Source organism: Micromonospora sp. CNZ309 (genome assembly GCF_002846525.1).
Map to the genome: position 1 here is coordinate 3,449,411 of NZ_PJNG01000001.1, position 22,579 is coordinate 3,471,989.

Here is a 22,579-nt window from a genome sequence, read left to right on the forward strand (position 1 = left end):
GCCGTAGGCTGGGGGACGTGACGGTACGTGTGCGCTTCGCCCCCTCCCCGACCGGGATGTTCCACGTCGGCGGTGCCCGCTCGGCGCTGCAGAACTGGATCTACGCCAAGCAGCAGGGCGGGGTGTTCGTGCTCCGCATCGAGGACACCGACGCGGCCCGCAACAAGCCGGAGTGGACCGAGGGCATCCTCTCCGCGCTGGACTGGATCGGCATCGAGCGCGGCAGCTACGAGGGCCCGTACTTCCAGTCCGAGTACGCCGGCGAGCACCGGGCCGCCGCCGCGCGGCTGCACGCGTCCGGCCGCGCCTACTACTGCGACTGCACCCGCGAGGCCGTGCAGGCCCGCACCGGCTCGCAGTACCAGGGCTACGACGGCTTCTGCCGGGACCGGGGCCTGCCGGCCGGCGAGGGGCGCGCGCTGCGCTTCCGTACGCCCGACGAGGGCGAGACCGTGGTGGTCGACCTGATCCGCGGCGAGCCCACCTTCGAGAACAAGCTGATCGAGGACTTCGTCATCGCCCGGGGCGACGGCTCGCCGGTCTTCCTGCTCGCCAACGTGGTCGACGACATGACCATGGGGATCACCCACGTGATCCGGGCCGAGGAGCACCTGCCCAACACCCCGAAGCAGCAGCTGTTGTGGGACGCCCTCGGGGTCAAGCCGCCGATCTGGGCGCACGTGCCGGTGGTGGTCAACGAGAAGCGGCAGAAGCTCTCCAAGCGCCGCGACAAGGTGGCCCTGGAGGCGTTCCGGGACGAGGGCTACCTCGCCTCGGCCATGCGCAACTACCTGATGCTGCTCGGCTGGGCGCCGTCGGGCGACCGGGAGATCGTCGAGTGGTCGGTGATCGAGCAGGAGTACCGGCTGGAGGAGGTCAACCCCTCGCCGGCGTTCTTCGACGAGAAGAAGCTCCGGGCGTTCAACGGCGAGTACATCCGGGCGCTCGGCGTCGAGGAGTTCGTCGAGGCCTGCCGGCCGTGGCTGACGGGCACCGGCACCATCGCCCCGCCGCCGTGGCAGCCGGAGGAGTTCGACGCGGACGCCTTCGCGGCCGTGGCCCCGCTGGCGCAGACCCGGATCGCGCTGCTCAGCGAGATCGTGCCGAACGTCGACTTCCTCTTCCTCGCCGCACCGCTGATCGACGAGGCCGCCTGGGCCAAGGCGATGAAGGAGGGCGCGGCGGAGCTGCTGGACGCCGCCACGGCGGCGTTCGAGGCGCTGGAGTCGTGGGACGCCGAGACGCTCAAGTCGACGCTGGAGGCCGTCGGCGCGGAGCGCGGGCTCAAGCTCGGCAAGGCCCAGGCCCCGGTACGCGTCGCGGTCACCGGCCGCACCGTCGGGTTGCCGCTGTTCGAGTCGCTGGAGGTGCTCGGCCGCGAGCGCACCCTGAGCCGGCTGCGCGCCGCCCGGGTCCGCCTGGTCTGAGTCCCGGTCGCCTTCCCGACCGCCACGAGCGCTCCGTCGGGAGGCGTCCGCGCCGCTGAGGCAGCCTCCGACGCCGCCGCCACGTCGGGCCGCGACCTCCGGCTTCGGCTCGGGGTGGTACCTGACGGCGGCGTATCCGCTCAGCGCCCGGACCGGTGGGTCCGGGCGCTGAGGCGTCGCGGGCTCGTGCCGGTCAGCGACGGGCGGAGCGGCGGCGCAGCAGCAGGCCGGCGGCGAGGGCGGCGAGGAGAAGCACGCCGCCGAGCGCCCACAGCCAGCCGCGCCCGGCCGCGTCGTCGCTCTCCTTCGCCGCGGGCACCGCGGACCCCGGCGTGCCCGCGCCCGTCGGATCGGGCGCGGCCGAGGTCGGCGCGGCGCCGGACGGAGGCGGTGCCGCCGACGCCGGGGCGCTCGGGCCGGCGGTGCCCGCGCCGGACGGCGACTCGGCGGGGGTGCCGGTGGTCAGGGTGAACCGCACCTCGCCGGTGACCGGGTGCCCGTCGCTGGACGCCACCCGGTAGTCGACGATGTAGAGCCCTGCCCGGCCCGGCTTGAACGGCATGCTCACCCGGGACCCGGAGAAGGTCGGGGCGCCGCCCAGCGCGGCCACGTTGTCCGGGCCGGTGACTGTGATCTTCGTCGTATTCGGGTCCACCTTGGCCAGGAACCGCAGCTCGATGCGGGCCGGCGCCTCGGCCACCCGGGCGCCGTCGCGCGGATCGCTGCCGGTCAGCGAGTTGTGGGCGGCCGCCGGCGCGGCCGGAAGCAACAACGACACACCGAGCGCCACGCCGACCACCACTGGCCAGGTGAGCGCCACTCGTGGGAACCTGCCCCCCATGAACCCCTCCGTAAAGGTACGATCCGCCCGCTGATCCACGGCCGCCGTTCATTGGTCGGGCCGGGATCACAGATAGTTCCAATTACTGTTCCACGAGCTGCAACCGATCGACGTTTCTGCGCAGTCTTGAGGGTGACGCCCTGCACGGGTTCGGTCACCCCCGTCAGCCAACCAACGCGTGACCTGCAGCAAGCCATCCATCGAACGGGGCGAGGAGGCGGCGATGGTCCGAACGATGCGGCGGCTGGTCGCGGTGTTGACGGGCGGGCTCGCGGCGGCGGTCCTGTCGCTCGGCCCGGCCGGGACGGCGACGGCGGCACCGAAGACCCCGCCGGCCGGGGTGCAGATCACCGGGGAGGGGCTGGCGGAGCCGCTGCGGCTGCGCGCCGAGGCCCAGCCCGCGCACGTGGTGGCGATCATCGACCAGGTCAACTTCCTCGGCCGTACGGGGCAGGCCAAGGGCCCGAAGGCCGCCGACCTCGGTCCGAAGTACACCGTCGTGGTCTTCGCCGGTGACGTCCCGAAGCAGACGTACGACCTCTACCCGAAGGCGGTCGGCGGGCCGCGCGTCTTCCGCCCGGCCAAGCAGCCGGACGCCCGCAAGACCACCGCGGGCTGGTTCCTCGGCCGGCTCAGCATGTCGGAGACGCTCCGCACGGCCGGGGTCCCGCTGGAGCGACAGTTCGACACCGTCAGTGGTGGCGTCGGCGGCGGCGAACGGGTCATCCCGGAGGACGCCCTCAACCCGGCGAAGGACATCGACGAGGCGCTCGGCGAGTTGCAGCGACTGCTGCTGCTCAACGTCGCGGTGGTGCTGGTCATCACCTCGGGGCTCGCCGGCATCGCGCTGCTGGTCCGCCGCCGCACCCGCTGACCCGCTCCGGCCGGGGGCGCACGCCCGAACGGGCGGCCGCCTGCGCCAGCGGGAACGTCCGTTGCACGTGGACGGTCAGCCAGCCGGCGTCGACCAGCCCGGCGAGCACGCCCAGGTCCACGGTCGACGGCTTGACGAAGTGCCCGGGGATCCCGCCGGACAGGCGCCCCTCGCGCACCTTCCAGTCGACCGGGTTCACTCCGGCGCCCGCACCCGCACGAGCAGCGTGTCCGGGCCGACCGGCGGGTCCGGCAGGTCCGGCAGGTCCCGGACGGTCACACCGACCACGCCAAGGCGTGTTTCAGCAGTGGTGGGGTCCAATCGCGGTCCTGACGGCGTCCTGCTGACAGAAGACGCGGCAGGCGCGTCAAGCTGATGAACCATTGCCGCCGGAACACTGATACCTAAGCGGCATATAAATGCCTGTGTGGTATCGAGGGCGAGGGCACTACACCGCCAGCCGTCGACGTCGGGCACGGTCAGCCACGGTCAGTCACATTCAGTCAGGTTCAGTCACCGTCTAGGAAACAGAACGTAGCGGCCGGACGGCGCCGCCGTGGTCAGCACCAGCGGCGCGGCGGGCGCTCGCGGCGGGTCGCGCGCTGCTGGGGGCGGACCGGGCCGTGCCGGTGCGCGCCCGCCCAGCCGGGCAGGTCGCTGCGGCAGCCCCGCGCCACCGCCGCCTCGACCTCGCCGGCCGGAGCCGGCTCCGCGACGCGCTGCCGGGGCACGGTGACCTCGTCCTCGGGGCGCTCCGGGGCGCGGGCCGGGTGCTCCGGCGCGTGCGCCGGGAACCCGCCGGGCAGCCGGCGGTGCTTGGCCGCCGTCGGCTGCTCGTGGTGGCCCGGCCGGCAGGGCTCGCCCTGGGCGCAGCCGTGCTCGGCCTCCCCGTGCGCCATCGGAGTCTCCTCACGTTCGCCCCGCCCGCCGGGTAGCTCCGACGGGCCCTGCCACCGTACTGGCCGCCACCGACCCTCCCATCAGCCACCCGACTCCCCCACCCCACCCACCCCCCTCCCCTCGCGATCACCGAGTTTTCGTCCCCCCACCACACCTGCATGATCGGCGGAAACCCGGGGTGTAGGGGGTGTGGTGGGATCTGGGGGTGGGGTCATGGGGTGGGGGGCGGGGGCGGGACGTTCTGCTCGCCTGTGCGGGTCTGGCCGGCGGGTTGGTCATGTACGGCCTGGGCACGCAGCCACAGCTGTCCTGGCGCCCCGACGTGCCGGAAACGCTGTTCCTGCTGCCGCTGGCCGTGGTCTGCGTGGCGGTGGGCCTGCGCCGGGTCGCCAGCCGGGCCAGCCTGGCGCTCGGCACGGTGGCGGTGCTGGCCGACCTCGCGCTGGGCGGCTCGCTGGCGACCGTCCTGGTCTACACCCAGGTGCTCTACGACGCGTGCGTGTTCGGCTCGGCCCGCACGTGGCGTCGGCTGCTCCAGGTGACGGTCGGGCTGAGCGTCCTCGGCACGGCGGTGGGGGTGCTGTTGAAGGGCGACTGGCGGGGCGTGGGCTTCGGGGCGCCCGTGGTCCTGGCCGGGGTGCTGCCGGTGCTCACCGGGATCAGCGTGCGGCAGTACCGGGACCAGGCGGCCGCCGAGCGGGCGCGGGCGGAGCAGACGGCCCGCCTGGTCGAGCTGGACCGCCGCCAGGCGGTCGGCCTGGGGCTGCCCGCCCCGCCCCCGGCCTGACCTCGCCGCCGCCCGTCGTCACGGCGGCCGGGCCGCCCGGGGCCACGGCAGGCCGGCCACCCGCAGCGGGCGGGCCGCCCGGCGCCCAGGCGCAGGTCGGGGCGTGTCACGCTGGGGCGGTGAGCGAGCCGGGCGGGACGGAACTGTCGGCCACGCTGCGCCGGATCGAACGGGCGGCGGGGGCGCTGGCCAGCGCCAGCGTGGCCCGGATGGACGAGACGCTGCCCTGGTTCCGCGACCTGCCGCCCGACCACCGCTCCTGGGTGATGCTGGTGGCCCAGGCCGGCGCCCGGTCGCTGGTGCAGTGGCTGCGCGACGGCGGCGGCACGGCGGACAGCACCCAGGAGGTCTCGGACGAGGTCTTCGCCACCGCGCCGCAGGCGCTGGCCCGCTCGATCAGCCTCCAGCAGACCGTCGCGCTGGTGAAGGTGATGATCGACGTGGTCGAGGAGCAGGTCTCGCACCTGGCGGCGAAGGGCGAGGAGCAGCAGTTGCGCGAGGCGGTGCTGCGGTTCTCCCGGGAGATCGCGTTCGCCGCCGCCCGCGTGTACGCCCGCGCCGCCGAGTCGCGCGGATCGTGGGACGCCCGGTTGCAGGCGTTGCTGGTGGACGCCCTGCTGCGCGGCGACTCGCCGGACGTGCTGGCGAGCCGCGCGGCGGCGCTCGGCTGGGCAGACGCCCCGCCCGTGGCGGTGGCGGTCGGCCGCTCCCCCGGCGGGGAGGTCTCCGCTGTGCTGCACACCGTCCACCGGCAGGCCCGGCGCATCGGCACGGAAGTGATCGGCGGGGTGCACGGCGACCGGCTGGTCATCGTGCTCGGGGGTGCCGCCGACCCGGTCGCGGCCACCGGCAAGCTGCTCGGCACGTTCGGGGACGGGCCGGTGGTGGTCGGTCCGGCCGTGCCGAGCCTGGACGAGGCGACCGAGTCGGCGCGCGCCGCCCTGGCCGGTTTCCGGGCCGCCCCGGCCTGGCCGACCGCGCCCCGACCGGTGCCGGCGGACGACCTGCTGCCGGAGCGGGCGCTGGCCGGGGACGCGGAGGCGCGCCGCCGGCTGCGTCACGACGTCTACGCGGCCCTGATCCGCGCCGGCGGGGAGTTGCTGGAGACCCTCGACGCCTTCTTCGCGGCCGGCGGCACGCTGGAGAGCGCCGCGCGGTCCCTCTTCGTGCATCCGAACACGGTGCGCTACCGGCTGCGGCGGATCTCCGACGTCACCGGCTTCTCGCCGCTCGCGGCGCGCGACGCGTTCGCGCTCCAGGTCGCCCTCACCGTCGGCCGGCTCGACCCGGTGGTCCCGGTGGTACCAACCCAGACAATGACCCCGAGTGCCAGCAAAACATCACACACAGGTGATGATCGCCGCCGATCTTTGTAGGTTTCCTCCAAAGGTTCTAGTGCGGTTTGGTCGGAGGCGGCACAGCGCTACCCGCCCGTATCCGGGAGAGTCATAGACGTGCTCGCCGTACTCTCGCCCGGCCAGGGTTCCCAGAAACCCGGCTTCCTGACTCCCTGGCTGGACCTCACCGGCGCCGAGGCGCGCCTGCGCTGGTGGTCCGCGCTGGCCGGGGTCGACCTGGTGCACCTCGGCACCACGGCCGACGCGGACGAGATCAGGGACACCGCGCGGACCCAGCCGCTGCTGGTCGCCGCCGCGCTGCTGGCCGCCGAGCACCTGCCGATGTACGACGTCACGCTCACCGTCGGCCACAGCGTCGGCGAGCTGGGCGCGGCGGCGCTCGCCGGGGTGCTCCCTGCGGAGGCGGCGATCACCCTGGCCGGCGTACGCGGCCGGGAGATGGCCGCCGCCTGCGCGCTGGAGCCCACCGGGATGGCCGCCGTGCTGGGCGGAGACCCGGACGAGGTGCTCGCCTCGATCGCCGCGCACGGGCTGCACCCGGCCAACCGCAACGGGGCCGGCCAGTTCGTCGCCGCCGGCGCCGTCGAGGGGCTGGACAAGCTCGCCGCCGAGCCGCCGACGAAGGCCCGGGTCATCCGCCTGAAGGTGGCCGGCGCCTTCCACACCCCGTACATGGCCCCCGCCGAGACGGCGCTGGCCGCCGTGGCGGCCGGGATCACCCCGACCGACCCGGCCCGGATCCTGCTGTCGAACCTCGACGGCGCCGCGGTCAACCACGGGCGCGACATGGTGCAGCGCCTGGTCCGCCAGGTCACCGCGCCGGTGCGCTGGGACCTCTGCATGCGCACCCTGGCCGACCTCGGGGTGACCGGCGTGATCGAACTGCCCCCGGCCGGCACCCTCGCGGGCCTGGTCAAGCGGGAGCTGAAGGGGGCCGGCGCCCCCGAGGTGGTCACCCTCAACACCCCGGACGACCTGCCCGCCGCCCGGGACCTGATCGCCCGGCACGGAATGGCGCCCAGCCACGAGCCGACCATGCACTTCCGTGTGGTGGTGGCGCCGGCGGCCGGCACCTTCGAGCCGGCCCGGGACCTGGCCGAGGGCGACACGCTGCGCACCGGCCAGGTCGTCGGCCACGTGGCCACCCGCCAGGGCCCGGTCGAGGTGACCGCGCACGACGACGGTGTGCTCACCGAGTGGCTCGCCCACCACGACGACCCGGTCGCCCCGGGCCAACCGCTCGTCCGCATCGGAGGACACGCATGACCGGCAGCCGGATCGTCGCGCTGGGGCACTACCAGCCCTCCCGGGTGGTCACCAACGACGACATCGCCCAACTCGTCGAGACCAACGACGAATGGATCCGCGACCGGGTCGGCATCGCCACCCGGCGGATCGCCGACGGCGAGACGGTCGCCGACATGGCCAGCGCCGCCGCCGGCAAGGCGCTCGCGAACTCCGGGCTCACCGCCGCCGACATCGACCTGGTCGTGGTGGCGACGTGCAGCTCCGCCGACCGCAGCCCCAACGTGGCCTGCCGGGTCGCCGCCAAGCTCGGCATCACCGCGCCCGGTGCGTTCGACCTCAACACGGCCTGCTCCGGCTTCGCGTACGCGCTGGGCACCGTCGACCACGCCATCCGGGCCGGCGCCTCGCGCAACGCCCTGGTCATCGGCGCGGAGAAGCTGTCCGACATGGTCGACTGGACCGACCGCTCCACCTGCATCATCTTCGCCGACGGCGCCGGCGCGGCCGTCGTGTCGGCCGTCGCCGACGGCGAGCCCGCCGGCATCGGCCCGGTGGTCTGGGGCTCGGTGCCGGAGCGGGGCGACGCGGTACGCATCGAGGGCTGGCGCCCGTACATCCAGCAGGAGGGCCAGTCGGTCTTCCGCTGGGCCACCACGGAGCTGGCGCCGCTGGCCCGGCAGGCGTGCGAGCGCGCCGGGGTGGACCCGTCGGAGCTGGCCGCCTTCGTACCGCACCAGGCCAACGCCCGGATCATCGACGGCATCGTCAAGCGGCTCGGCATCCCGAACGCGATCGTCGCCAAGGACATCGTCGAGTCCGGCAACACGTCGGCGGCGAGCGTGCCGCTGGCCCTGTCCAAGCTGGTGGAGCGGCGGGAGGTGCCGTCCGGCGCCCCGGTGCTGCTCTTCGGCTTCGGTGGCGGGCTGACCTACGCCGGTCAGGTCGTCCGCTGCCCCTGAAAGCCCCTCCGGCCGCGTGCCGGGGAGTGACGGTCGGCGTCGTCGGCCGTCGAATGAACCACGATGAGAGGAACCAACCGCAATGACCCGTGACGAGATCACCGCCGGCCTCGCCGAGATCCTCGAAGAGGTTGCCGGGGTGAACCCGGACGACGTGGCCGAGGGGAAGTCCTTCACCGACGACCTGGACGTCGACTCGCTCTCCATGGTGGAGGTCGTGGTGGCGGCCGAGGAGAAGTTCGGCGTCAAGATCCCGGACAACGAGGTGCAGAACCTGAAGACCGTCGGGGACGCCGTCAGCTACATCGAGGCGCAGTCCTGATCATGGCTCACACCGACGTCGTCGTCACCGGGCTCGGCGCGACCACCCCGCTGGGCGGGGACGTCGCGTCGACCTGGGACGCCATGCTCGCCGGCCGCTCCGGGGTGGGTCCGCTCACCCAGGAGTGGGCCGAGCAACTGCCGGTCCGGATCGCCGCCCAGCTGGCGGTCGAGCCGACCGGCCTGATCGACCGGGTCAAGCTCCGCCGGCTCGACCGTTCCGAGGCGATCGCCATCATCGCGGCGCAGCAGGCCTGGGCGGACGCCAGCCTGGCCGACTCCGGGCTGGACCCGGAGCGGCTGGGCGTCAGCGTCGGCTCCGGCATCGGCGGCGCGCTGACGCTGCTCGCCCAGGACGACATCCTGGAGGCGTCCGGCCCCCGGCGGGTCTCCCCGCACACCATCCCGATGCTGATGCCCAACGGCCCCGCCGCCTGGGTGGGGCTGGAGCTGGGCGCGAAGGCCGGGGTGCACTCCGTGGCGAGCGCCTGCGCGACCGGCGCGGAGGCGATCGCCCTCGGCATGGACATGATCCGCGCCGGCCGGGCCGACGTGGTGGTGGCCGGCGGCACCGAGGCGGTCATCCACCAGTTGCCGATCGCCGGGTTCAGCTCGATGCGGGCGATGTCGACCCGCAACGACGAGCCGGAGCGGGCCTCCCGCCCGTGGGACAAGGCCCGCGACGGCTTCGTGCTCGGCGAGGGCGCGGGCATCCTGGTGCTGGAGCGGGCGGAGCACGCCGCCGCCCGGGGCGCCCGGGTCTACGCGCGGCTGGCCGGCGCCGGGCTCACCTCCGACGGCTACGACATCGTCCAGCCGCACCCGGAGGGCGAGGGTGCCATCCGGGCGATCGCGAAGGCGATCGCGGACGCGGACGTCGCCAGGGCGGACATCGTGCACGTCAACGCGCACGCCACGTCGACCCCGGTCGGCGACGTCGCGGAGATCACCGCGCTGCGGGCGGCCCTGGGCGACCACCCGGTGCTGACGTCGACCAAGTCGATGTCCGGCCACCTGCTGGGCGCGGCGGGCGCGCTGGAGTCGATCGCCACCATCCTGGCGATCCGCGACGGTGTCGTACCGCCGACGATCAACCTGGACGACCCCGACGACGGGCTCAGCCTGGACGTGGCCGCCAACGAGGCGCGCCACATGGACATCCCCGCCGCGCTGAACAACTCGTTCGGCTTCGGCGGCCACAACGTGGCTCTCGTCTTCACGCGGGCCTGAGACCACTGCCATGGAGGCACACGTGAGCACCACCGCCGTCGGCGTGGACGCATCTTCCGTCGTCGACCACCGGGATCCGGAGGTTCGGCTCCGGGCGCTGTTCGACGCGGGATCGTTGCGGCTGTCGGTGCCCCGCGACACCTCGGGCGTGCTGTGGGCGCGCGGTGAGATCGAGGGATCGCCGGTCGTCGCGTACGCCACGGACGCGACGCGGATGGGCGGGGCGATGGGCACCGAGGGGTGCCGGCACGTCGTGGACGCCATCGACACCGCCGTACGCGAACGGGTGCCGGTGGTGGGGCTGTGGCACTCGGGCGGGGCACGGTTGGCCGAGGGCGTGGTCGCCCTGGACGCCGTGGGCCAGGTCTTCGCGGCGATGGTGCGTGCCTCGGGGCGGGTGCCGCAGATCTCCACGGTGCTCGGTCCGGCGGCCGGTGGCGCCGCGTACGGGCCGGCGCTGACCGACATCGTGGTGATGAGCGGCGCGGGCCGGATCTTCGTGACCGGCCCGGAGGTGGTCCGCAGCGTCACCGGCGAGCAGGTCGACATGGCGCGCCTCGGTGGGCCCGAGCCGCACGGCCGCCGATCCGGGGTGGTCCACGTGACCTGCGCCGACGACGAGTCGGCGATCACCGAGTCGCGCCGGCTCGCCGCGTTGCTGGGCCGGCAGGGGCGCCTGTCGCCCGACGACGTGTCCGCCCGGGACGAGGGGGGACACGACCTGGCGGCGAGGATGCCGGCGGAGCCGAACCGGGCCTACGACGTCAAGCCGGTGGTCAAGGCGCTGCTGGACGCCCCCGGCGTGGAGCTGCACGCCAAGTGGGCCCCCAACGTCGTGACCACCCTGGGTCGCTTCGCCGGGCGCACCGTCGGCGTCGTCGCGAACAACCCGCTGCGCCTGGGCGGCTGCCTGGACGCGTCCAGCGCCGAGAAGGCCGCCCGGTTCGTGCGCATGTGCGACTCCCTCGGCGTGCCGCTGATCGTCCTGGTCGACGTCCCCGGCTACCTACCCGGCCTGGGCCAGGAGTGGGACGGCGTCGTCCGCCGCGGCGCGAAGCTCCTGCACGCGTTCGCCGAGGCCGTCGTGCCCCGGGTCACCCTGGTCACCCGCAAGGCCTACGGTGGCGCGTACATCGCGATGAACTCCCGTTCCCTGGGTGCCACCGCGGTGTTCGCCTGGCCCAACGCGGAGGTCGCGGTGATGGGCGCCGGCGCCGCCGTCAACATCCTGCACCGCAAGAAGCTCGCCGCCGTCCCGGCCGAGGAGCGCGAGGCGCTGCGCGCGCAGCTCGTCGAGGAGCAGACCCGCGTCGCGGGCGGCGTCAACCGGGCCCTGGAGATCGGCGTGGTGGACGACGTCATCACCCCCGCCGAGACGCGCCGCCGCATCGCCGAGGCCCTCGCCGCCGCCCCGGCGGCCCGGGGCGCACACGGCAACATCCCCCTGTAGGGCCGGCGGGGTCGGCCGGCGATTTCCGAAGTGCGGGGCTCGGCGGACATGGCAGGCGCACGGCGCCGACGAACCACCGCGCCGCAGTGCTGATACCTGTGTGGCATGAAGATGCCGCTGTGGTATCGCAACGCGGCGACGACAGCGCCGGTCGTCCAGGCTCTGGTCACCGGCTCGACCGGCCACGCAGTCCGGCACGGTTCAAGGCGCAGACCGCATCACGACGTACCGTCGGGAGGGCCCGCGCTCGGGCGAGCGCGGGCCCTCCCGCCTCGCTCAGCCCTGGTTGCGGGGGTGTCGGCGGGCGGCCCGCTCGTTGCCCCGGCGGTAGTTGCCGGTCCACCGGGCCATCACGAGCTGCGGGTCGCCGTCGACCTCGGCGAGGAACTCCGCCGCCCGGCCGCCCCGCAAGGTGCCCGCCGGCCGGCCGTGGTGGGTGATCACCACGGTGCCGTCCGACCGCTCGACGTACGCGAAACCCTCAGCCGTTCCCATCTGCGCGAGGGTGCCAGGCCCGGCGCCCGAACGCGACCCGGTTTTCCCCGCGGCGCGGGCGGTGCCCGGCACTGGTGCGCGGGGACCGGTGACCATTCCGGCTTGACGGCGCCCGCATGTGTCGCTTTGATGAGCCGGCTCATCGTCAACGGGGAATGGACACCATGGAACGTCGTACCCGCGTCGCCGTGCTCGCGGCGCTCACCATCGGACTGACCGGCGGCTGCGCCGACGGCACGGAGGAGCCGCCCTCGGCCGGTGGCTCCCCGTCGGCCTCACCGAGCGCCACCGCCTCGCCGGTGACGCCCGGCCCACCCTGGCACGACGAGGTGGCGGCTGCCGCCGCCGGCACCACGGTCGGCGGGAAGGGCACGCCCTGCGAGCTGCCGGTCACCTTCTCCGTGCCGGCGAAGTGGAAGGTCGAGGCGGTGAAGGGCTCGGCGGAGTTCGGCGAGGCCCGCCTCGGCAAGGCCCTCATGCTGTGCGAGATCGACGCCAGGCCGGCCGGCTCGATCGGGTTCCTCCGCGTGTGGCGGGTCGACGGGGTCGCCGGCGGCGCCGAGGCGCACCTGAAGCACTTCCTCGACGCGTACTCGCCGAAGGCGGCGGACGCGGAGTACCGGCGGCTCAAGGCCGGCACCCTCGACGCCGTGGAGGCCAGCTACCCCAGGAAGGACGGCGGCGCGGTCAACGACCGGGCCGTCGCGGTCTCCTCCCTCTACGGGCCGATCGTGCTGAGCCTGGACACTCCGGAACCCACCGAGCTGCTGCCCGCGTACCAGTTGGTGAAGCAGTCGGCCCGGATCAACCGCGACTGACGCCGCTCAGGTGCCGCAGGTCGTGGCGGGCAGGCCGCTCACCGGCACCGGGGAGCGGCCCTCGGGGCGGGTCTTGCCGGCCAGCACCCCGGCGAGGGCGGTCATCGACGCCCGGCTGGAGGAGTAGGTCGCCAGCAGGGTGGGCGACTTGGCCTTCGCCAGCACGTACGGGGTGTCCATGGCGACCGTGACGGCGGCGTCGGCGCGCAGGTCGCCGGCGCCGTCGCCGTACCCGACGAGGTGCACCACCGTCCCGCCACGGGCCACCACCTCGACCCCGGCCGCCTTGAGCGCCTCGGTCAGCGCCGCCCGGGTGTGCTCGCGCCCGCCGGAGGCGGTCACGGTCACCGGGCCCCGTACGCCGCCGCCGCAGGCGCCGCGCAGCACCGTCACCGCCGCCGCGGCCAGGTCCTCCGCCGCCTTGCGGTGCGCCGGGCCGGCCAGCGTGGACAGCTCGGGCGTGGGCCGGTCGGCCAGCTTGAACTTCATCGTCAGCACCCGGGTCGCGGCCTCGACGAGGCGGGCCCGGGGCAGCGAGCCGTCGCGGAGCGCGGCGAGCAGCCCGTCGTACGCCTGACGGACGTTCGGCGGCATCAGGATCAGGTCGTTGCCCGCCTTCAGCGCCCGCACGGCGGCCTCGCCCGGCGACCAGCGCTTGGCCGGCGGCATGTTCATCCCGTCGGTGATCACCACGCCCTGGAAGCCGAGCTGGCCGCGGAGCACGCCGGTGAGCAGCTTGTGCGAGAAGGTCGCCGCGGTGCCCGGGTCCACCGACCGCGCGTCGAGGTGGGCGGACATCACGGCCATCGTGCCCGCGTCGATGGCGGCGGAGAAGGGCGGCCACGCCCCGGTCTCCAGCGTCTTCCTGGGCTGGTCGAGCACCGGCAGGCCCTCGTGCGAGTCGGCGGCGCTGTGCCCGTGCCCGGGGAAGTGCTTGACGGTGGCCGCGACGCCGGCGGCCTGCAGGCCCCGTACCGCGCCGGCGACCTGCCCCGCCGCCACCTTCGGGTTCGCCCCGTACGACCGGGAGCCGATCACCGTGCTGCGGGTGGCGAGCACGTCGGCGACGGGGGCGAAGTCGAGGTTGATGCCCATCGCGGCGAGTTCGGCGCCGGCCGCCCGCCAGGCGGCCTCGGTCAGTTCCGGTCGTGCGGCGGCACCGGCGGCGAGGGCGCTGGGCAGCAGGGTCACGCCGTCGGTGATCCGGGTGACGACGCCGTGCTCCTGGTCGGTACCGATCAGGAAGGGCGCCGGCCCGGCGGGCAGCCGGCCGGCGGCCGCGCGCAGGCCGTCGGTCAGCGCGCGGACCTGCTTCGGGTTGTCGACGTTGGTCGTCTCCTGGTTGCCCTTGGTGGGGTCGTCGGCGCTGAAGCCGACCAGGATCAGCCCGCCGAGCCGGTACTTCTCGACCATCTGGGCGGGGGTGTCCACGCCGGCCAGCGCCTGGTTGCCGGCCGCCGAGCCGGATGAGACCCGGGTGGCCGCGTCGCCGTAGGCGTACGGCATCAGCACCTGCCCCACGAGGTCCTCGTCGGCCAGCGAGGCCACGAGGGCGGCGGCACGGGCGGCGGGGTCGGCGCCGGGGACGCTCGCGGTGGGTGCCGGGGCGGCCGTCGGGGCGGCGGCGCTCGTGGGCGTCGGGTCGGGGCGGCGCTCCGCCGGCCGGGAGCATCCGGAGACGAGCAGCGCGGTCAGGACGGCGAGCGCGACGCCGGCACGTCGCGAGGTAGTCGACACGCGGCCCATCCCACCAGTTCGCCCGTTATCGGGGCAACTTGACCTTCACCCCATCGGATGAGTCGGCCCCGGTCCGGGCCGTGGCGTCAGCCGACCCGGGTGAGCAGGGTCACCGGCGCGCCGTCGCCGGCGTACCGGTAGGGCTCCAGTTCGGCGTCCCACGCCGTGCCGAGCGCCTTGTCGAGGGCGTGCGCGAGGGCCTCCGGCGCCCGCGCGCCGGCCATGATGCTGCGCAGCCGGTCCTCGCCGAGCTGGATGTCGCCGGCCGCCCCGACGGTCGCCCGGAACAGGCCCCGTCCGGGCACGTACATGAAGCGCTCGCCGTCGGCGCCGGGGCTGGGTTCCTCGGTGACCTCGAAACGGATCATGGGCCACTGCCGGAGGGCAGCAGCCAGCTCGGCGCCCGTCCCCGGGCGACCGGTCCACCCGCACTCGGCCCGGCGGGCGCCGGGGTCGACGGGCTGGCCCGTCCAGTGCAGGTTGACCGGCGCGGCGAGGACGCGCGCGATCGCCCACTCGACGTGTGAGCACACGGCGAGCGGGGTCGAATGGACGTATACGACGCCACGCGTTGGCACGGTGACCTCCCGGAGAGCGAGGTGCGTCTTCCCCTACGACCTCGACCACCCGAGTGGTTGCTGGAACACATGATGACTGGTGTGACGGATGGTGCGCCAGGGAATCGGAAAATTCGCGGGTCGGAATAGTCGGACGGGTGCCCCGGTTGACCCCTCACGACGCGATGACCAGCCAGGGACCGTGTTCGTGTACAGTTCCATCGGCGGCCTGTGCCGCGCACATCTTCGCGGGCGCACCCGGCAGGGTGACACCCGCACAGCCCCCGGACGTTCCGTCCTCCCGTACGTCTTGCAAGGAGTACCTCCGTGGCGAGCAACACCTCTAAGACCGCGCGCGCGTCAGTCCGGGCCGGCCAGGCTGGCCAGGGTGGCGCCCTCAGCGTGCTGGGCGAGTTCAAGTACGTCATCCCGCTCAACGGCGGCAAGCACGCCTACGTGCGGAACCTGACCAACGGCAAGACCGCGCACCTGCGCACCGACTCCGAGGCCTTCGTCGAGGAGATCCGGGTGCTGGCCGCGGCCGGTCACGCCGCGAAGATCCGGGCCGAGCTCAACAACCTCAACGCCACCCACCCGGGTGACGGCTGGGACGCCACCGAGAAGCGCCTCGTCGAGGCTGGCGTCTTCGAGGGCTGAGCCCCTCCCCCACGCGACACCGCGACCGCCCGTCGGGACCATCCCGGCGGGCGGTCGCGCGTCTGCGGGTCGCTCACGTCTCCAGCAGGGCCACCTCGCCGGTCGCCAGGTCGTACAGGGCCCCGACCACCGCCAGCCGGCCGGCGGCGACCGGGGCGGCGAGCAGGGCGTCGGCCCGCAGGGCGCGCACCGTACGCAGCACGTGCCGCCGGATCGCCAGCGGATGCACCCGGGGGTCGTCGACGCCCACCTCGGTCACCGCCGGGGCGATCTGCTCGACGAGGTGGGCCAGCGAGCCGCCCGGCGACCGCCCGCCGCGCAGCGTGTCCACGGTCGAGGCCACCGCGCCGCACCGCTCGTGCCCGAGCACCACCACCAGCGGTACGCCCAGCTGACCGACCACGTACTCGATGGAGCCGAGCACCGCCCGGTCGAGCACGTGCCCGCCGGTGCGGATCACGCAGATCGAGCCGAAGGTCTGGTCGAAGATCGCCTCCAGCGGCACCCGCGAGTCGATGCAGCCGAGCAGCACCGCGTACGGCTGCTGGTCGCCGGAGGCCGCCGCGGCGGCCGCGGTGACGTCGTGGCCGTGGATCGGCTGGCCGCTCACGAAGCGGCGGTTGCCGGCGAGCAGCTCGGCCAGCGCGGCCCGGGGCGACCCCATGCCCTCAGCTTGGCGGGCCCCCGGGAGGTTCGGAGCGGGTTGCGAATCTTCTCACCGACCCGGTTGTCGTGGTCTCATGACGGGTAGCCGGTGTTACCACCGGGTATCCCCGGTGTTGCGGTTCCGCGCGGCCCTGGGGAGGTGACGATGCCGGAGCACGTCGAGGTACGTCTTCCCGACGACGTACGCCTGCACGTCGAGGCGGCCGGACCGGCCGACGCCGAGGTCACGGTCGTGCTGCTGCACGGCTGGACGCTCGACGGGCGGGCCTGGCACCGGCAGCTCGCCGACCTGCGGCGACGCTTCGGCGACGCGGTGCGGGTGGTGACCTACGACGCGCGCGGCCACGGCCGGTCGAGCTGCATGGCGCTGCCCACCGCCACCGTGGCCCAGCTCGGCGACGACCTCGCCGCGGTGCTGGACGAGGTGGCCCCGACCGGCCGCGTCGTGCTGGTCGGCCACTCGATGGGCGGCATGACGATCATGGAGTACGCGCACCGCCACCCCGGGCACTTCGCCGCCCGGACGGCCGGGCTGGTCTTCGTCTCCACCACCGCCGAGGGCCACACGCACACCGTCTACGGCCTCTCCCCCCGGATCGCCCGGCTGATCCGGCTCGCCGAGACCACCGGGGCCGGCGTGCTGGCCCGGTGCGGGGCCTGGCGACCGCCCCGGGCGCTGCTGCGCGCGCTGCGTCCCAGCATCCGCTGGATGCTCTTCGGCGACCGCTGCGACCCGCACGACATCCGGCTGGTCACCTCGGCGGTGGCCCGCGCCACCCTCCGCTCGATCGGCGGGTTCCGCGCCTCCATCGGGGCGCAGCACCGGCTGGACACCCTCGCCGCGCTGGCCCACCTGCCGGCCGCCGCCCTGGTCGGCGACCGGGACCGGCTCACCCCGCCGCCCTGCGCCGAGTCGATCGCCGGCGCGCTGCCGGCGACCGAGCTGACCGTCTGCCCGGGTGCCGGGCACATGCTGATGATGGAGCGGCCCGACGAGGTCAACGAGGCGCTGGGCGGCGTGCTCCGGCGCGTGCTCGCCGCCCCCGGCGCCACCGCCGCCGCCCGGGCGGACTGACCCGGGCGCGGCCCCTGGGGGCGTGACGCGGGTTCCTTTCCCGCACCGGTCGCGCCGCTGGTTGCGCGCGGGCCGTACCCTCTTGCGGTTGGCCTGGCGCGGTTGGCGCGGTTCGCGCCGCCCGCCGCCGACGTCAGGAGGAGCGAGCGGTGACCGACCAGACCACCCTGGAACAGGAGATCGCCGTCGAGCAGCGGCATCTCGACCGGGTGTACGCCCGACTGGCCGAGCTGCGCCGGTCGGCGGTCAGCGCCGAGAAGGAGGGCTACCGGCTCGCCCGGGTGGGCAACTTCGGGGCGCTGGTCGAACGGGACGCGATGGTGTTCCACGCCGCGCGGCGGCGGCACATGCTCGACGCCGAGCACGAGGGCCTGGTCTTCGGCCGGCTGGACCTGCTGGACCGGCAGGTGCTGCACGTCGGGCGGCTCGGCATCCGCGACGACGACGCGTCCACCCTGGTGGTGGACTGGCGGGCCCCGGCTGCCGCCGCCTTCTACCAGGCCACCCCCGCGCAGCCGCTGGGCGTGGTGCGGCGGCGCACGATCCAGTCCTCCGCCGAGCGGGTCACCCGCATCGAGGACGACCTGCTCGACCCCGTCGCGGCCCCCGCCGACATGGCGGTCGTCGGCGACGGCGCGCTGCTGGCCACGCTGTCGAAGGCCACCGGCCGGGGCATGCGCGACATCGTGGCCACCATCCAGCGGGAGCAGGACGAGGCGATCCGCTCCCCCGGCTCGGGCGTGACGATCGTGTCCGGCGGCCCGGGCACCGGGAAGACGGCTGTCGCCCTGCACCGGGCCGCGTACCTGCTCTATTCCGACCGCAGCCGGTTCGCCGGTGGCGGCATCCTGGTGGTGGGCCCGTCCTCGGTCTTCGTCGAGTACATCGCCTCGGTGCTGCCCTCGCTCGGCGAGGACACCGCCACCCTGCACTCGCTGGGCACGCTCTTCGCGGGCATGACGGCCACCCGCACCGACGCACCGGACGTGGCGGCGGTCAAGGGCTCGCTGCGGATGCGGCGGGTGCTGGAGCGGACGGTCCGGGACGCGGTGCCGGACGGCCCGACCGAGCTGCGCCTGCTCTACCGGGGCGCGCTGCTCCGGCTGGAGCGCCGCGAGCTGGACGGCATCCGGGACCGGGCGATGCCTCGCGGCGCCCGGCGCAACGAGGTGCGCCGGGCCGGCTTCGACGGGGTCTTCGCGGCGCTCTGGGCGCAGGCCCGCCGGTTGGGCGTCGGCCGGCTGCCCGAGCAGCGCGCGTTCGAGGACGAGATCGCCGAGCGGCCGGAGTTCCGGGAGTTCCTCAAGGCGTGGTGGCCCCGGCTGCACCCCCGGCACGTACTGGGCTGGCTGGCCCGCCCCGACCGGTTGCACCGCTACGCCGCCGGCATCCTCTCCCGCGCCGAGATCCGGCTGCTGACCGACGCGTACCGCAGCCTCGACACCGCCGGGCTGACGATCGCCGACATCGCGCTGCTCGACGAGCTGGACGCCCTGCTCGGCAAGCCGATGAAGCCCGCCCGGGCGAAGCGGGACCCGTTCCAGCTGGCCGGCGGGGTCCGCGAGCTGAGCACCTTCGCCGACCGGCAGCGCGCCGCCCGCGAGGCGGCCCGGGAACGCCCGGAGGACTACCGGGAGTACGCGCACGTGGTGGTCGACGAGTCGCAGGACGTCTCGCCGATGCAGTGGCGCATGATCGGCCGGCGCGGCCGGTTGGCCTCCTGGACGGTGGTGGGCGACCCGGCCCAGACGGCGTGGACGGGCGAGGCGGAGGAGCTGACCCGGGCCCGGGACCAGGCGTTGGGCCGGCGCAAGCGGCACCACTTCACCCTCACCACCAACTACCGCAACTCGGCGGAGATCTTCGCGGTGGCGGCGGCCGAGATCCGCCGGCTGCATCCGGACCTCCCGCTGCCCAGGGCGGTGCGGTCCACCGGCGTCGACCCGGTCGCGCTGGTGGTGCCGCCGGCGGGGCTGGAGGCCGCCGTCGCGGCGGCGACCACGGCGCTGCTCGCCGAGGTCGAGGGCACGGTCGGCGTGATCACGCCCGTGCCCCGCCGCGACGAGGTCGCCGGTTGGCTGGCCGGTCTGGCCGCGCCGCGGCTTCAGGTGGTGACCAGCCTGGAGGCCAAGGGCATGGAGTACGACGGGGTCGTCCTCGTCGTCCCGAGCGAGATCCGGGCCGACCCGGGGTCGGGCGTACGGACGCTCTACGTGGCGCTGTCCCGGGCCACCCAGCGGCTGACCACCGTCGACCCGACCGGCTGAGGGCCCGTCACTTGCACACATAGCGATGTGAGCATAAATTGAACGCGAATCCGGACCCCCAGAGGGAGGATGGGCGCGTGGGCGCAGGTCATGACCACCACCACGGGTCGGTGGCGAACGCCGCACACCGCCACCGGGGCCGGCTCTGGGCGGCGTTCGGTCTGCTCGCCGGCCTGATGGTGGTGGAGGCGGTGGCCGCCTTCCGGACGGGCTCGCTGGCCCTGCTCAGCGACGCCGGGCACATGTTCACCGACGTGCTCGGCATCGGCATGGCGCTCGCCGCGATCTCGGCGACCCGGCGGGCGGGCGGCGACCCGCAGCGCACGTTCGGCCTCTACCGGCTGGAGGTGCTCGCCGCCCTGGCCAACGCCGTGCTGCTCTCCGGCGTCGCGGTCTACGTCGTGATCGAGGCGGTACGCCGCTTCGGCGACCCGCCGGAGGTGCTGGCCGGCCCGATGCTGGTGGTCGCCGTACTCGGCCTGCTCGCCAACGTCGGCGCCTTCGCCCTGCTGCGCTCGGGGGCGAAGGAGAGCATCAACGTCCACGGCGCGTACCTGGAGGTCCTCGGCGACCTGCTGGGGTCACTCGGCGTGATCGCGGCGGCACTGCTGATCGCCACCACCGGCTGGTGGTGGGCCGACCCGCTGGTGGCCGTCGCGATCGGGCTGTTCATCCTGCCGCGCACCTGGCGACTCGGGCGGGCGGCGCTGCGCATCCTGGTGCAGGCCGCGCCGGAGCACCTCCAGGTAACGGCCGTGCACGACCGGCTGGCCGCCGTGCCCGGCGTCGCCGAGGTGCACGACCTGCACGTCTGGACGCTGACCTCCGGGATGGAGGTGGCCTCGGCGCACCTGACCATGACACCCGACGCAGAGGTCGGCGCGGTGCTGGGTGCCGCCCGGGCCGCGCTGCACGACGACTTCCAGATCGAGCACGCCACGTTGCAGATCGAGCCGGGAGCGTCGCCAGGGGCTTGCGGGGCAGTCGAGTGGTAATGAGGACAACCTTAAATCTGGGAGAGTATTGTTGCCTTATGCCGGATTTGACTGTTAGTGGACATGCACCGTGCGTCACCTGCACTGCAGCAGTCACACCGGCACCGGTAGGCTCTGCTTCGGCCTCCGCCAGGCGGCACCCACCGGTGCCGGCGGTGGCCGCCGCCTAATCGCCCGGCGGGGCGTACCGGGGAACCATGTTCGTGGGGTGCATCCGCGTCAGCGGTAGGGATCTTCCGTCCCGAACCCGTCAGCTAACCCGGTCGGCGGCTGACGGAAGGACACGTGTATGCCAGTGATGGCACCTGTACGACGACGTGCCGCCCGGACGGCGGCCCTGATCGCCACGATGCTCGCCCTCGGCGCTGCGGTGGCCCCGGTCACCGCCGCCCCGGCGGCGGCCGCCACCCGCGCCGGCCTGCTCGCCGCCACCCCCGGCCAGGACGAGGAGGGCGGCACGCCCGCCCTGCGGGCCCAACTCGAGGCCGCCAGCAAGGGCTACCTCGACGCCAAGCGCGCCCTCGACACGTCGGCCAAACGGCAGCAGCAGCTCGCCGCCCAGCTCAGGAGCACCGAGGTCGAGCTGACGGCGCGCAGCGCCAAGGTCGGCGAGATCGCGGGGGCCGCTTACCGCACCGGCCGGCTCAGCGTGGCGTCCGCCCTGCTCAACAGCGGTTCGCCGGACGGCTTCATGGACCGCGCCGCCGCCCTCGACGCGGTGGCCGCCAAGGAGGACCGGGCCCTGCGCGAGCTCCAGCAGACCCGGGACGAGGCCGCCCGCACGAAGCTCGCCCTGGACGGCGAGATCCGGGAGCAGCGCAAGCAGGTCACCGTGATGGCCAAGCGCAAGGAGCAGGCCGAACGGGCGCTGACGGTCGCCAACCAGAAGCAGCAACAGCGACAGTCCGCAGGCGGGGGCGGCTCGCCGGGCGGCACCTCGAGCAAGACGGCGAAGGCGGCGCCGCGCAACTCCGACGGCTCCTGGCCGCGCGAGTCGTGCAGCGTCAACGACCCCACCCCCGCCAACGGCTGCATCACGCCGCGCACGCTGCACGCGCTCAACCAGGCCAAGGCGGCGGGCTTCACCCGCTACGTCTCCTGCTACCGCCCCGGCGGCTCCGGCGAGCACCCGAAGGGCCGGGCGTGCGACTTCGCGGCCCAGAAGGGCGGCTTCGGCGGCGACGCCACCGGCGGTGACCGGACGTACGGCAACAACCTGGCGGCGTTCTACGTGCGCAACGCCGACCGGCTCGCCGTGCTCTACGTGATCTGGTACCGGCAGATCTGGCTGCCGAGCAGCGGGTGGAAGTCGTACAGCGGGGCCAACGGCGATCCGTCCAGCGACCACACCAACCACGTGCACCTGTCGGTCTACTGACGCCCACGCCCCGGTGCCCCGCCCGTCGCGGGTCACCGGGGCGTGTCGGTGGGTGGCGGCTGCGGCGCGGCACCGTCGAGGACAGCGGCGAGGCGCGCGGCCAGTCCGAGGTGGGCGGCGCGCGCCTGGCGGAACGCGTAGCCGAAGAGCGGCGCGGGTGCGGCGAGGGTGATCTCCACGTCGACGCGGACCACGCCGTCGGGCTCCGCCCGCAGCCGGGTGTGGTTGCGCACCGTGGTGGCGGGCCACTGCCGGGCCACGGTGACGATCTCGTCGGGCTCGTCGACCAGGACGTCGGCCCGGTAGGTGATCGGCAGCCGTACCGGCCCAGCGGCCAGCCGGTCGGTGATGTCGTAGCTGGCCCGGGCACCGGGGCGGGGCGGCACCCGCCGGACCCGGACGATCAGCGGGTGCAGGCCCTCCTGCCTCCTCGGATCGACCAGCAACGCCGCGGCCCGCGCCACGGAGCAGCGCGCCTGGACGGTGTAGCTGAAGGAACTCCGCCTGAGCACGCCGTCTCCCCACCGCCGATGGTCGCC

23 protein-coding genes and 1 riboswitch are annotated in these 22,579 nt (G+C 74.4%); of the genes, 15 read left to right on the forward strand and 8 right to left on the reverse strand.

Going from position 1 to position 22,579, the window contains the following annotated elements:
- Positions 1–17: 17 nt before the first annotated feature.
- Positions 18–1,427 carry a glutamate--tRNA ligase gene (gltX, locus tag CLT72_RS14030; RefSeq protein WP_101412207.1) on the forward strand — a complete coding sequence of 470 codons (1,410 nt, stop codon included), beginning with the start codon at positions 18–20 and terminating at the stop codon, positions 1,425–1,427.
- A gap of 193 nt (positions 1,428–1,620) precedes the next feature.
- Here the strand turns inward: gltX and CLT72_RS14035 are convergent, their stop codons facing one another.
- Entirely contained in the window at positions 1,621–2,268 is a 648-nt protein-coding gene (locus CLT72_RS14035; protein WP_101412209.1) for a copper resistance CopC family protein, read from the reverse strand.
- 223 nt (positions 2,269–2,491) lie between these two features.
- On the opposite strand from CLT72_RS14035, the gene CLT72_RS14040 reads away from it, so the two are divergent.
- Positions 2,492–3,142 (forward strand): hypothetical protein, encoded by a 651-nt coding sequence (locus CLT72_RS14040; protein ID WP_101412211.1) that lies wholly within the window; start codon positions 2,492–2,494, stop codon positions 3,140–3,142.
- On the opposite strand, the gene CLT72_RS14045 is transcribed toward CLT72_RS14040, so the two are convergent.
- Positions 3,090–3,341, reverse strand: a complete 252-nt coding sequence (locus CLT72_RS14045; protein WP_101412213.1) for an MDR/zinc-dependent alcohol dehydrogenase-like family protein — start codon at positions 3,339–3,341, stop codon at positions 3,090–3,092. The genes CLT72_RS14040 and CLT72_RS14045 overlap by 53 nt on opposite strands.
- Before the next feature lie 361 nt (positions 3,342–3,702).
- Positions 3,703–4,041, reverse strand: a complete 339-nt coding sequence (locus CLT72_RS14050) for a hypothetical protein (protein ID WP_101412215.1) — start codon at positions 4,039–4,041, stop codon at positions 3,703–3,705.
- Between the two features lie 206 nt (positions 4,042–4,247).
- Here CLT72_RS14050 and CLT72_RS14055 point away from each other — a divergent pair, with 206 nt between their 5' ends.
- The 7 genes from CLT72_RS14055 (at position 4,248) to CLT72_RS14085 (ending at position 11,395) form a co-directional block, all read left to right on the forward strand.
- Positions 4,248–4,829 (forward strand): hypothetical protein, encoded by a 582-nt coding sequence (locus CLT72_RS14055; protein WP_144082248.1) that lies wholly within the window; start codon positions 4,248–4,250, stop codon positions 4,827–4,829.
- A gap of 119 nt (positions 4,830–4,948) precedes the next feature.
- Positions 4,949–6,205 carry a PucR family transcriptional regulator gene (locus CLT72_RS14060; protein ID WP_101412219.1) on the forward strand — a complete coding sequence of 419 codons (1,257 nt, stop codon included), beginning with the start codon at positions 4,949–4,951 and terminating at the stop codon, positions 6,203–6,205.
- A 78-nt stretch (positions 6,206–6,283) separates the two neighbouring features.
- Positions 6,284–7,453 carry an acyltransferase domain-containing protein gene (locus CLT72_RS14065; protein WP_101412221.1) on the forward strand — a complete coding sequence of 390 codons (1,170 nt, stop codon included), beginning with the start codon at positions 6,284–6,286 and terminating at the stop codon, positions 7,451–7,453.
- Positions 7,450–8,394 (forward strand): beta-ketoacyl-ACP synthase III, encoded by a 945-nt coding sequence (locus CLT72_RS14070; RefSeq protein WP_088999013.1) that lies wholly within the window; start codon positions 7,450–7,452, stop codon positions 8,392–8,394. Before CLT72_RS14065 ends, CLT72_RS14070 begins: the two co-directional genes overlap by 4 nt.
- A gap of 82 nt (positions 8,395–8,476) precedes the next feature.
- The gene (locus CLT72_RS14075) at positions 8,477–8,716 is read left to right on the forward strand and encodes an acyl carrier protein (RefSeq protein ID WP_007072348.1); all 240 of its coding nucleotides are present in this window, start codon (positions 8,477–8,479) and stop codon (positions 8,714–8,716) included.
- Between the two features lie 2 nt (positions 8,717–8,718).
- Positions 8,719–9,945 (forward strand): beta-ketoacyl-ACP synthase II, encoded by a 1,227-nt coding sequence (gene fabF / locus CLT72_RS14080; protein WP_101412223.1) that lies wholly within the window; start codon positions 8,719–8,721, stop codon positions 9,943–9,945.
- 10 nt (positions 9,946–9,955) lie between these two features.
- Positions 9,956–11,395, forward strand: a complete 1,440-nt coding sequence (locus CLT72_RS14085; protein ID WP_101412225.1) for an acyl-CoA carboxylase subunit beta — start codon at positions 9,956–9,958, stop codon at positions 11,393–11,395.
- A 276-nt stretch (positions 11,396–11,671) separates the two neighbouring features.
- Here the strand turns inward: CLT72_RS14085 and CLT72_RS14090 are convergent, their stop codons facing one another.
- Positions 11,672–11,890 carry a hypothetical protein gene (locus CLT72_RS14090; protein WP_101412227.1) on the reverse strand — a complete coding sequence of 73 codons (219 nt, stop codon included), beginning with the start codon at positions 11,888–11,890 and terminating at the stop codon, positions 11,672–11,674.
- A gap of 164 nt (positions 11,891–12,054) precedes the next feature.
- Between CLT72_RS14090 and CLT72_RS14095 the strand changes: the two genes are divergently transcribed.
- Positions 12,055–12,708, forward strand: a complete 654-nt coding sequence (locus CLT72_RS14095; RefSeq protein ID WP_144082249.1) for a lipoprotein — start codon at positions 12,055–12,057, stop codon at positions 12,706–12,708.
- Positions 12,709–12,714: 6 nt separating this feature from the next.
- Here CLT72_RS14095 and CLT72_RS14100 read toward each other — a convergent pair whose 3' ends face one another.
- Entirely contained in the window at positions 12,715–14,454 is a 1,740-nt protein-coding gene (locus CLT72_RS14100) for a glycoside hydrolase family 3 N-terminal domain-containing protein (protein ID WP_101412231.1), read from the reverse strand.
- Positions 14,455–14,531: 77 nt separating this feature from the next.
- The gene (locus CLT72_RS14105) at positions 14,532–15,023 is read right to left on the reverse strand and encodes a DUF3145 domain-containing protein (RefSeq protein ID WP_101412233.1); all 492 of its coding nucleotides are present in this window, start codon (positions 15,021–15,023) and stop codon (positions 14,532–14,534) included.
- Positions 15,024–15,329: 306 nt separating this feature from the next.
- Here CLT72_RS14105 and CLT72_RS14110 point away from each other — a divergent pair, with 306 nt between their 5' ends.
- Complete coding sequence (locus CLT72_RS14110; protein WP_101412235.1) at positions 15,330–15,659, forward strand: hypothetical protein; 330 nt, start codon at positions 15,330–15,332, stop codon at positions 15,657–15,659.
- Between the two features lie 73 nt (positions 15,660–15,732).
- On the opposite strand, the gene CLT72_RS14115 is transcribed toward CLT72_RS14110, so the two are convergent.
- Positions 15,733–16,323, reverse strand: coding sequence for a carbonic anhydrase (locus tag CLT72_RS14115; protein WP_088999005.1), 591 nt, complete (start codon positions 16,321–16,323; stop codon positions 15,733–15,735).
- A 147-nt stretch (positions 16,324–16,470) separates the two neighbouring features.
- Here CLT72_RS14115 and CLT72_RS14120 point away from each other — a divergent pair, with 147 nt between their 5' ends.
- The 4 genes from CLT72_RS14120 to CLT72_RS14135 all read left to right on the forward strand — a co-directional run bounded on the left by CLT72_RS14120 (position 16,471) and on the right by CLT72_RS14135 (position 22,040).
- A complete protein-coding gene (locus CLT72_RS14120) occupies positions 16,471–17,400 on the forward strand; it encodes an alpha/beta fold hydrolase (protein ID WP_088999004.1) in 930 nt (309 codons plus the stop codon).
- A gap of 149 nt (positions 17,401–17,549) precedes the next feature.
- Complete coding sequence (locus tag CLT72_RS14125; RefSeq protein ID WP_101412237.1) at positions 17,550–19,667, forward strand: AAA family ATPase; 2,118 nt, start codon at positions 17,550–17,552, stop codon at positions 19,665–19,667.
- Positions 19,668–19,744: 77 nt separating this feature from the next.
- Positions 19,745–20,662: a cation diffusion facilitator family transporter gene (locus tag CLT72_RS14130; protein ID WP_101412239.1), complete on the forward strand. Its 918-nt coding sequence runs from the start codon at positions 19,745–19,747 to the stop codon at positions 20,660–20,662.
- A gap of 153 nt (positions 20,663–20,815) precedes the next feature.
- Positions 20,816–20,947, forward strand: a riboswitch (cyclic di-AMP (ydaO/yuaA leader).
- Between the two features lie 13 nt (positions 20,948–20,960).
- A complete protein-coding gene (locus CLT72_RS14135) occupies positions 20,961–22,040 on the forward strand; it encodes a coiled-coil domain-containing protein (protein WP_199184757.1) in 1,080 nt (359 codons plus the stop codon).
- Between the two features lie 32 nt (positions 22,041–22,072).
- On the opposite strand, the gene CLT72_RS14140 is transcribed toward CLT72_RS14135, so the two are convergent.
- Positions 22,073–22,552, reverse strand: a complete 480-nt coding sequence (locus tag CLT72_RS14140; RefSeq protein ID WP_101412243.1) for a hypothetical protein — start codon at positions 22,550–22,552, stop codon at positions 22,073–22,075.
- Between the last annotated feature and the right edge of the window lie 27 nt (positions 22,553–22,579).

Bases quoted from the DNA above. Each gene is read 5' to 3' on its own strand.
- CLT72_RS14135 (WP_199184757.1), top strand. From the start codon at position 20,961: ATGGCACCTGTACGACGACGTGCCGCCCGGACGGCGGCCCTGATCGCC.
- CLT72_RS14040 (WP_101412211.1), top strand. From the start codon at position 2,492: ATGGTCCGAACGATGCGGCGGCTGGTCGCGGTGTTGACGGGCGGGCTC.
- CLT72_RS14115 (WP_088999005.1), bottom strand. From the start codon at position 16,323: ATGGGGTCGCCCCGGGCCGCGCTGGCCGAGCTGCTCGCCGGCAACCGC.
- CLT72_RS14035 (WP_101412209.1), bottom strand. From the start codon at position 2,268: ATGGGGGGCAGGTTCCCACGAGTGGCGCTCACCTGGCCAGTGGTGGTC.
- fabF (WP_101412223.1), top strand. From the start codon at position 8,719: ATGGCTCACACCGACGTCGTCGTCACCGGGCTCGGCGCGACCACCCCG.
- CLT72_RS14095 (WP_144082249.1), top strand. From the start codon at position 12,055: ATGGAACGTCGTACCCGCGTCGCCGTGCTCGCGGCGCTCACCATCGGA.
- CLT72_RS14050 (WP_101412215.1), bottom strand. From the start codon at position 4,041: ATGGCGCACGGGGAGGCCGAGCACGGCTGCGCCCAGGGCGAGCCCTGC.
- CLT72_RS14120 (WP_088999004.1), top strand. From the start codon at position 16,471: ATGCCGGAGCACGTCGAGGTACGTCTTCCCGACGACGTACGCCTGCAC.
- CLT72_RS14100 (WP_101412231.1), bottom strand. From the start codon at position 14,454: ATGGGCCGCGTGTCGACTACCTCGCGACGTGCCGGCGTCGCGCTCGCC.
- CLT72_RS14075 (WP_007072348.1), top strand. From the start codon at position 8,477: ATGACCCGTGACGAGATCACCGCCGGCCTCGCCGAGATCCTCGAAGAG.
- CLT72_RS14085 (WP_101412225.1), top strand. From the start codon at position 9,956: ATGGAGGCACACGTGAGCACCACCGCCGTCGGCGTGGACGCATCTTCC.
- CLT72_RS14090 (WP_101412227.1), bottom strand. From the start codon at position 11,890: ATGGGAACGGCTGAGGGTTTCGCGTACGTCGAGCGGTCGGACGGCACC.
- CLT72_RS14070 (WP_088999013.1), top strand. From the start codon at position 7,450: ATGACCGGCAGCCGGATCGTCGCGCTGGGGCACTACCAGCCCTCCCGG.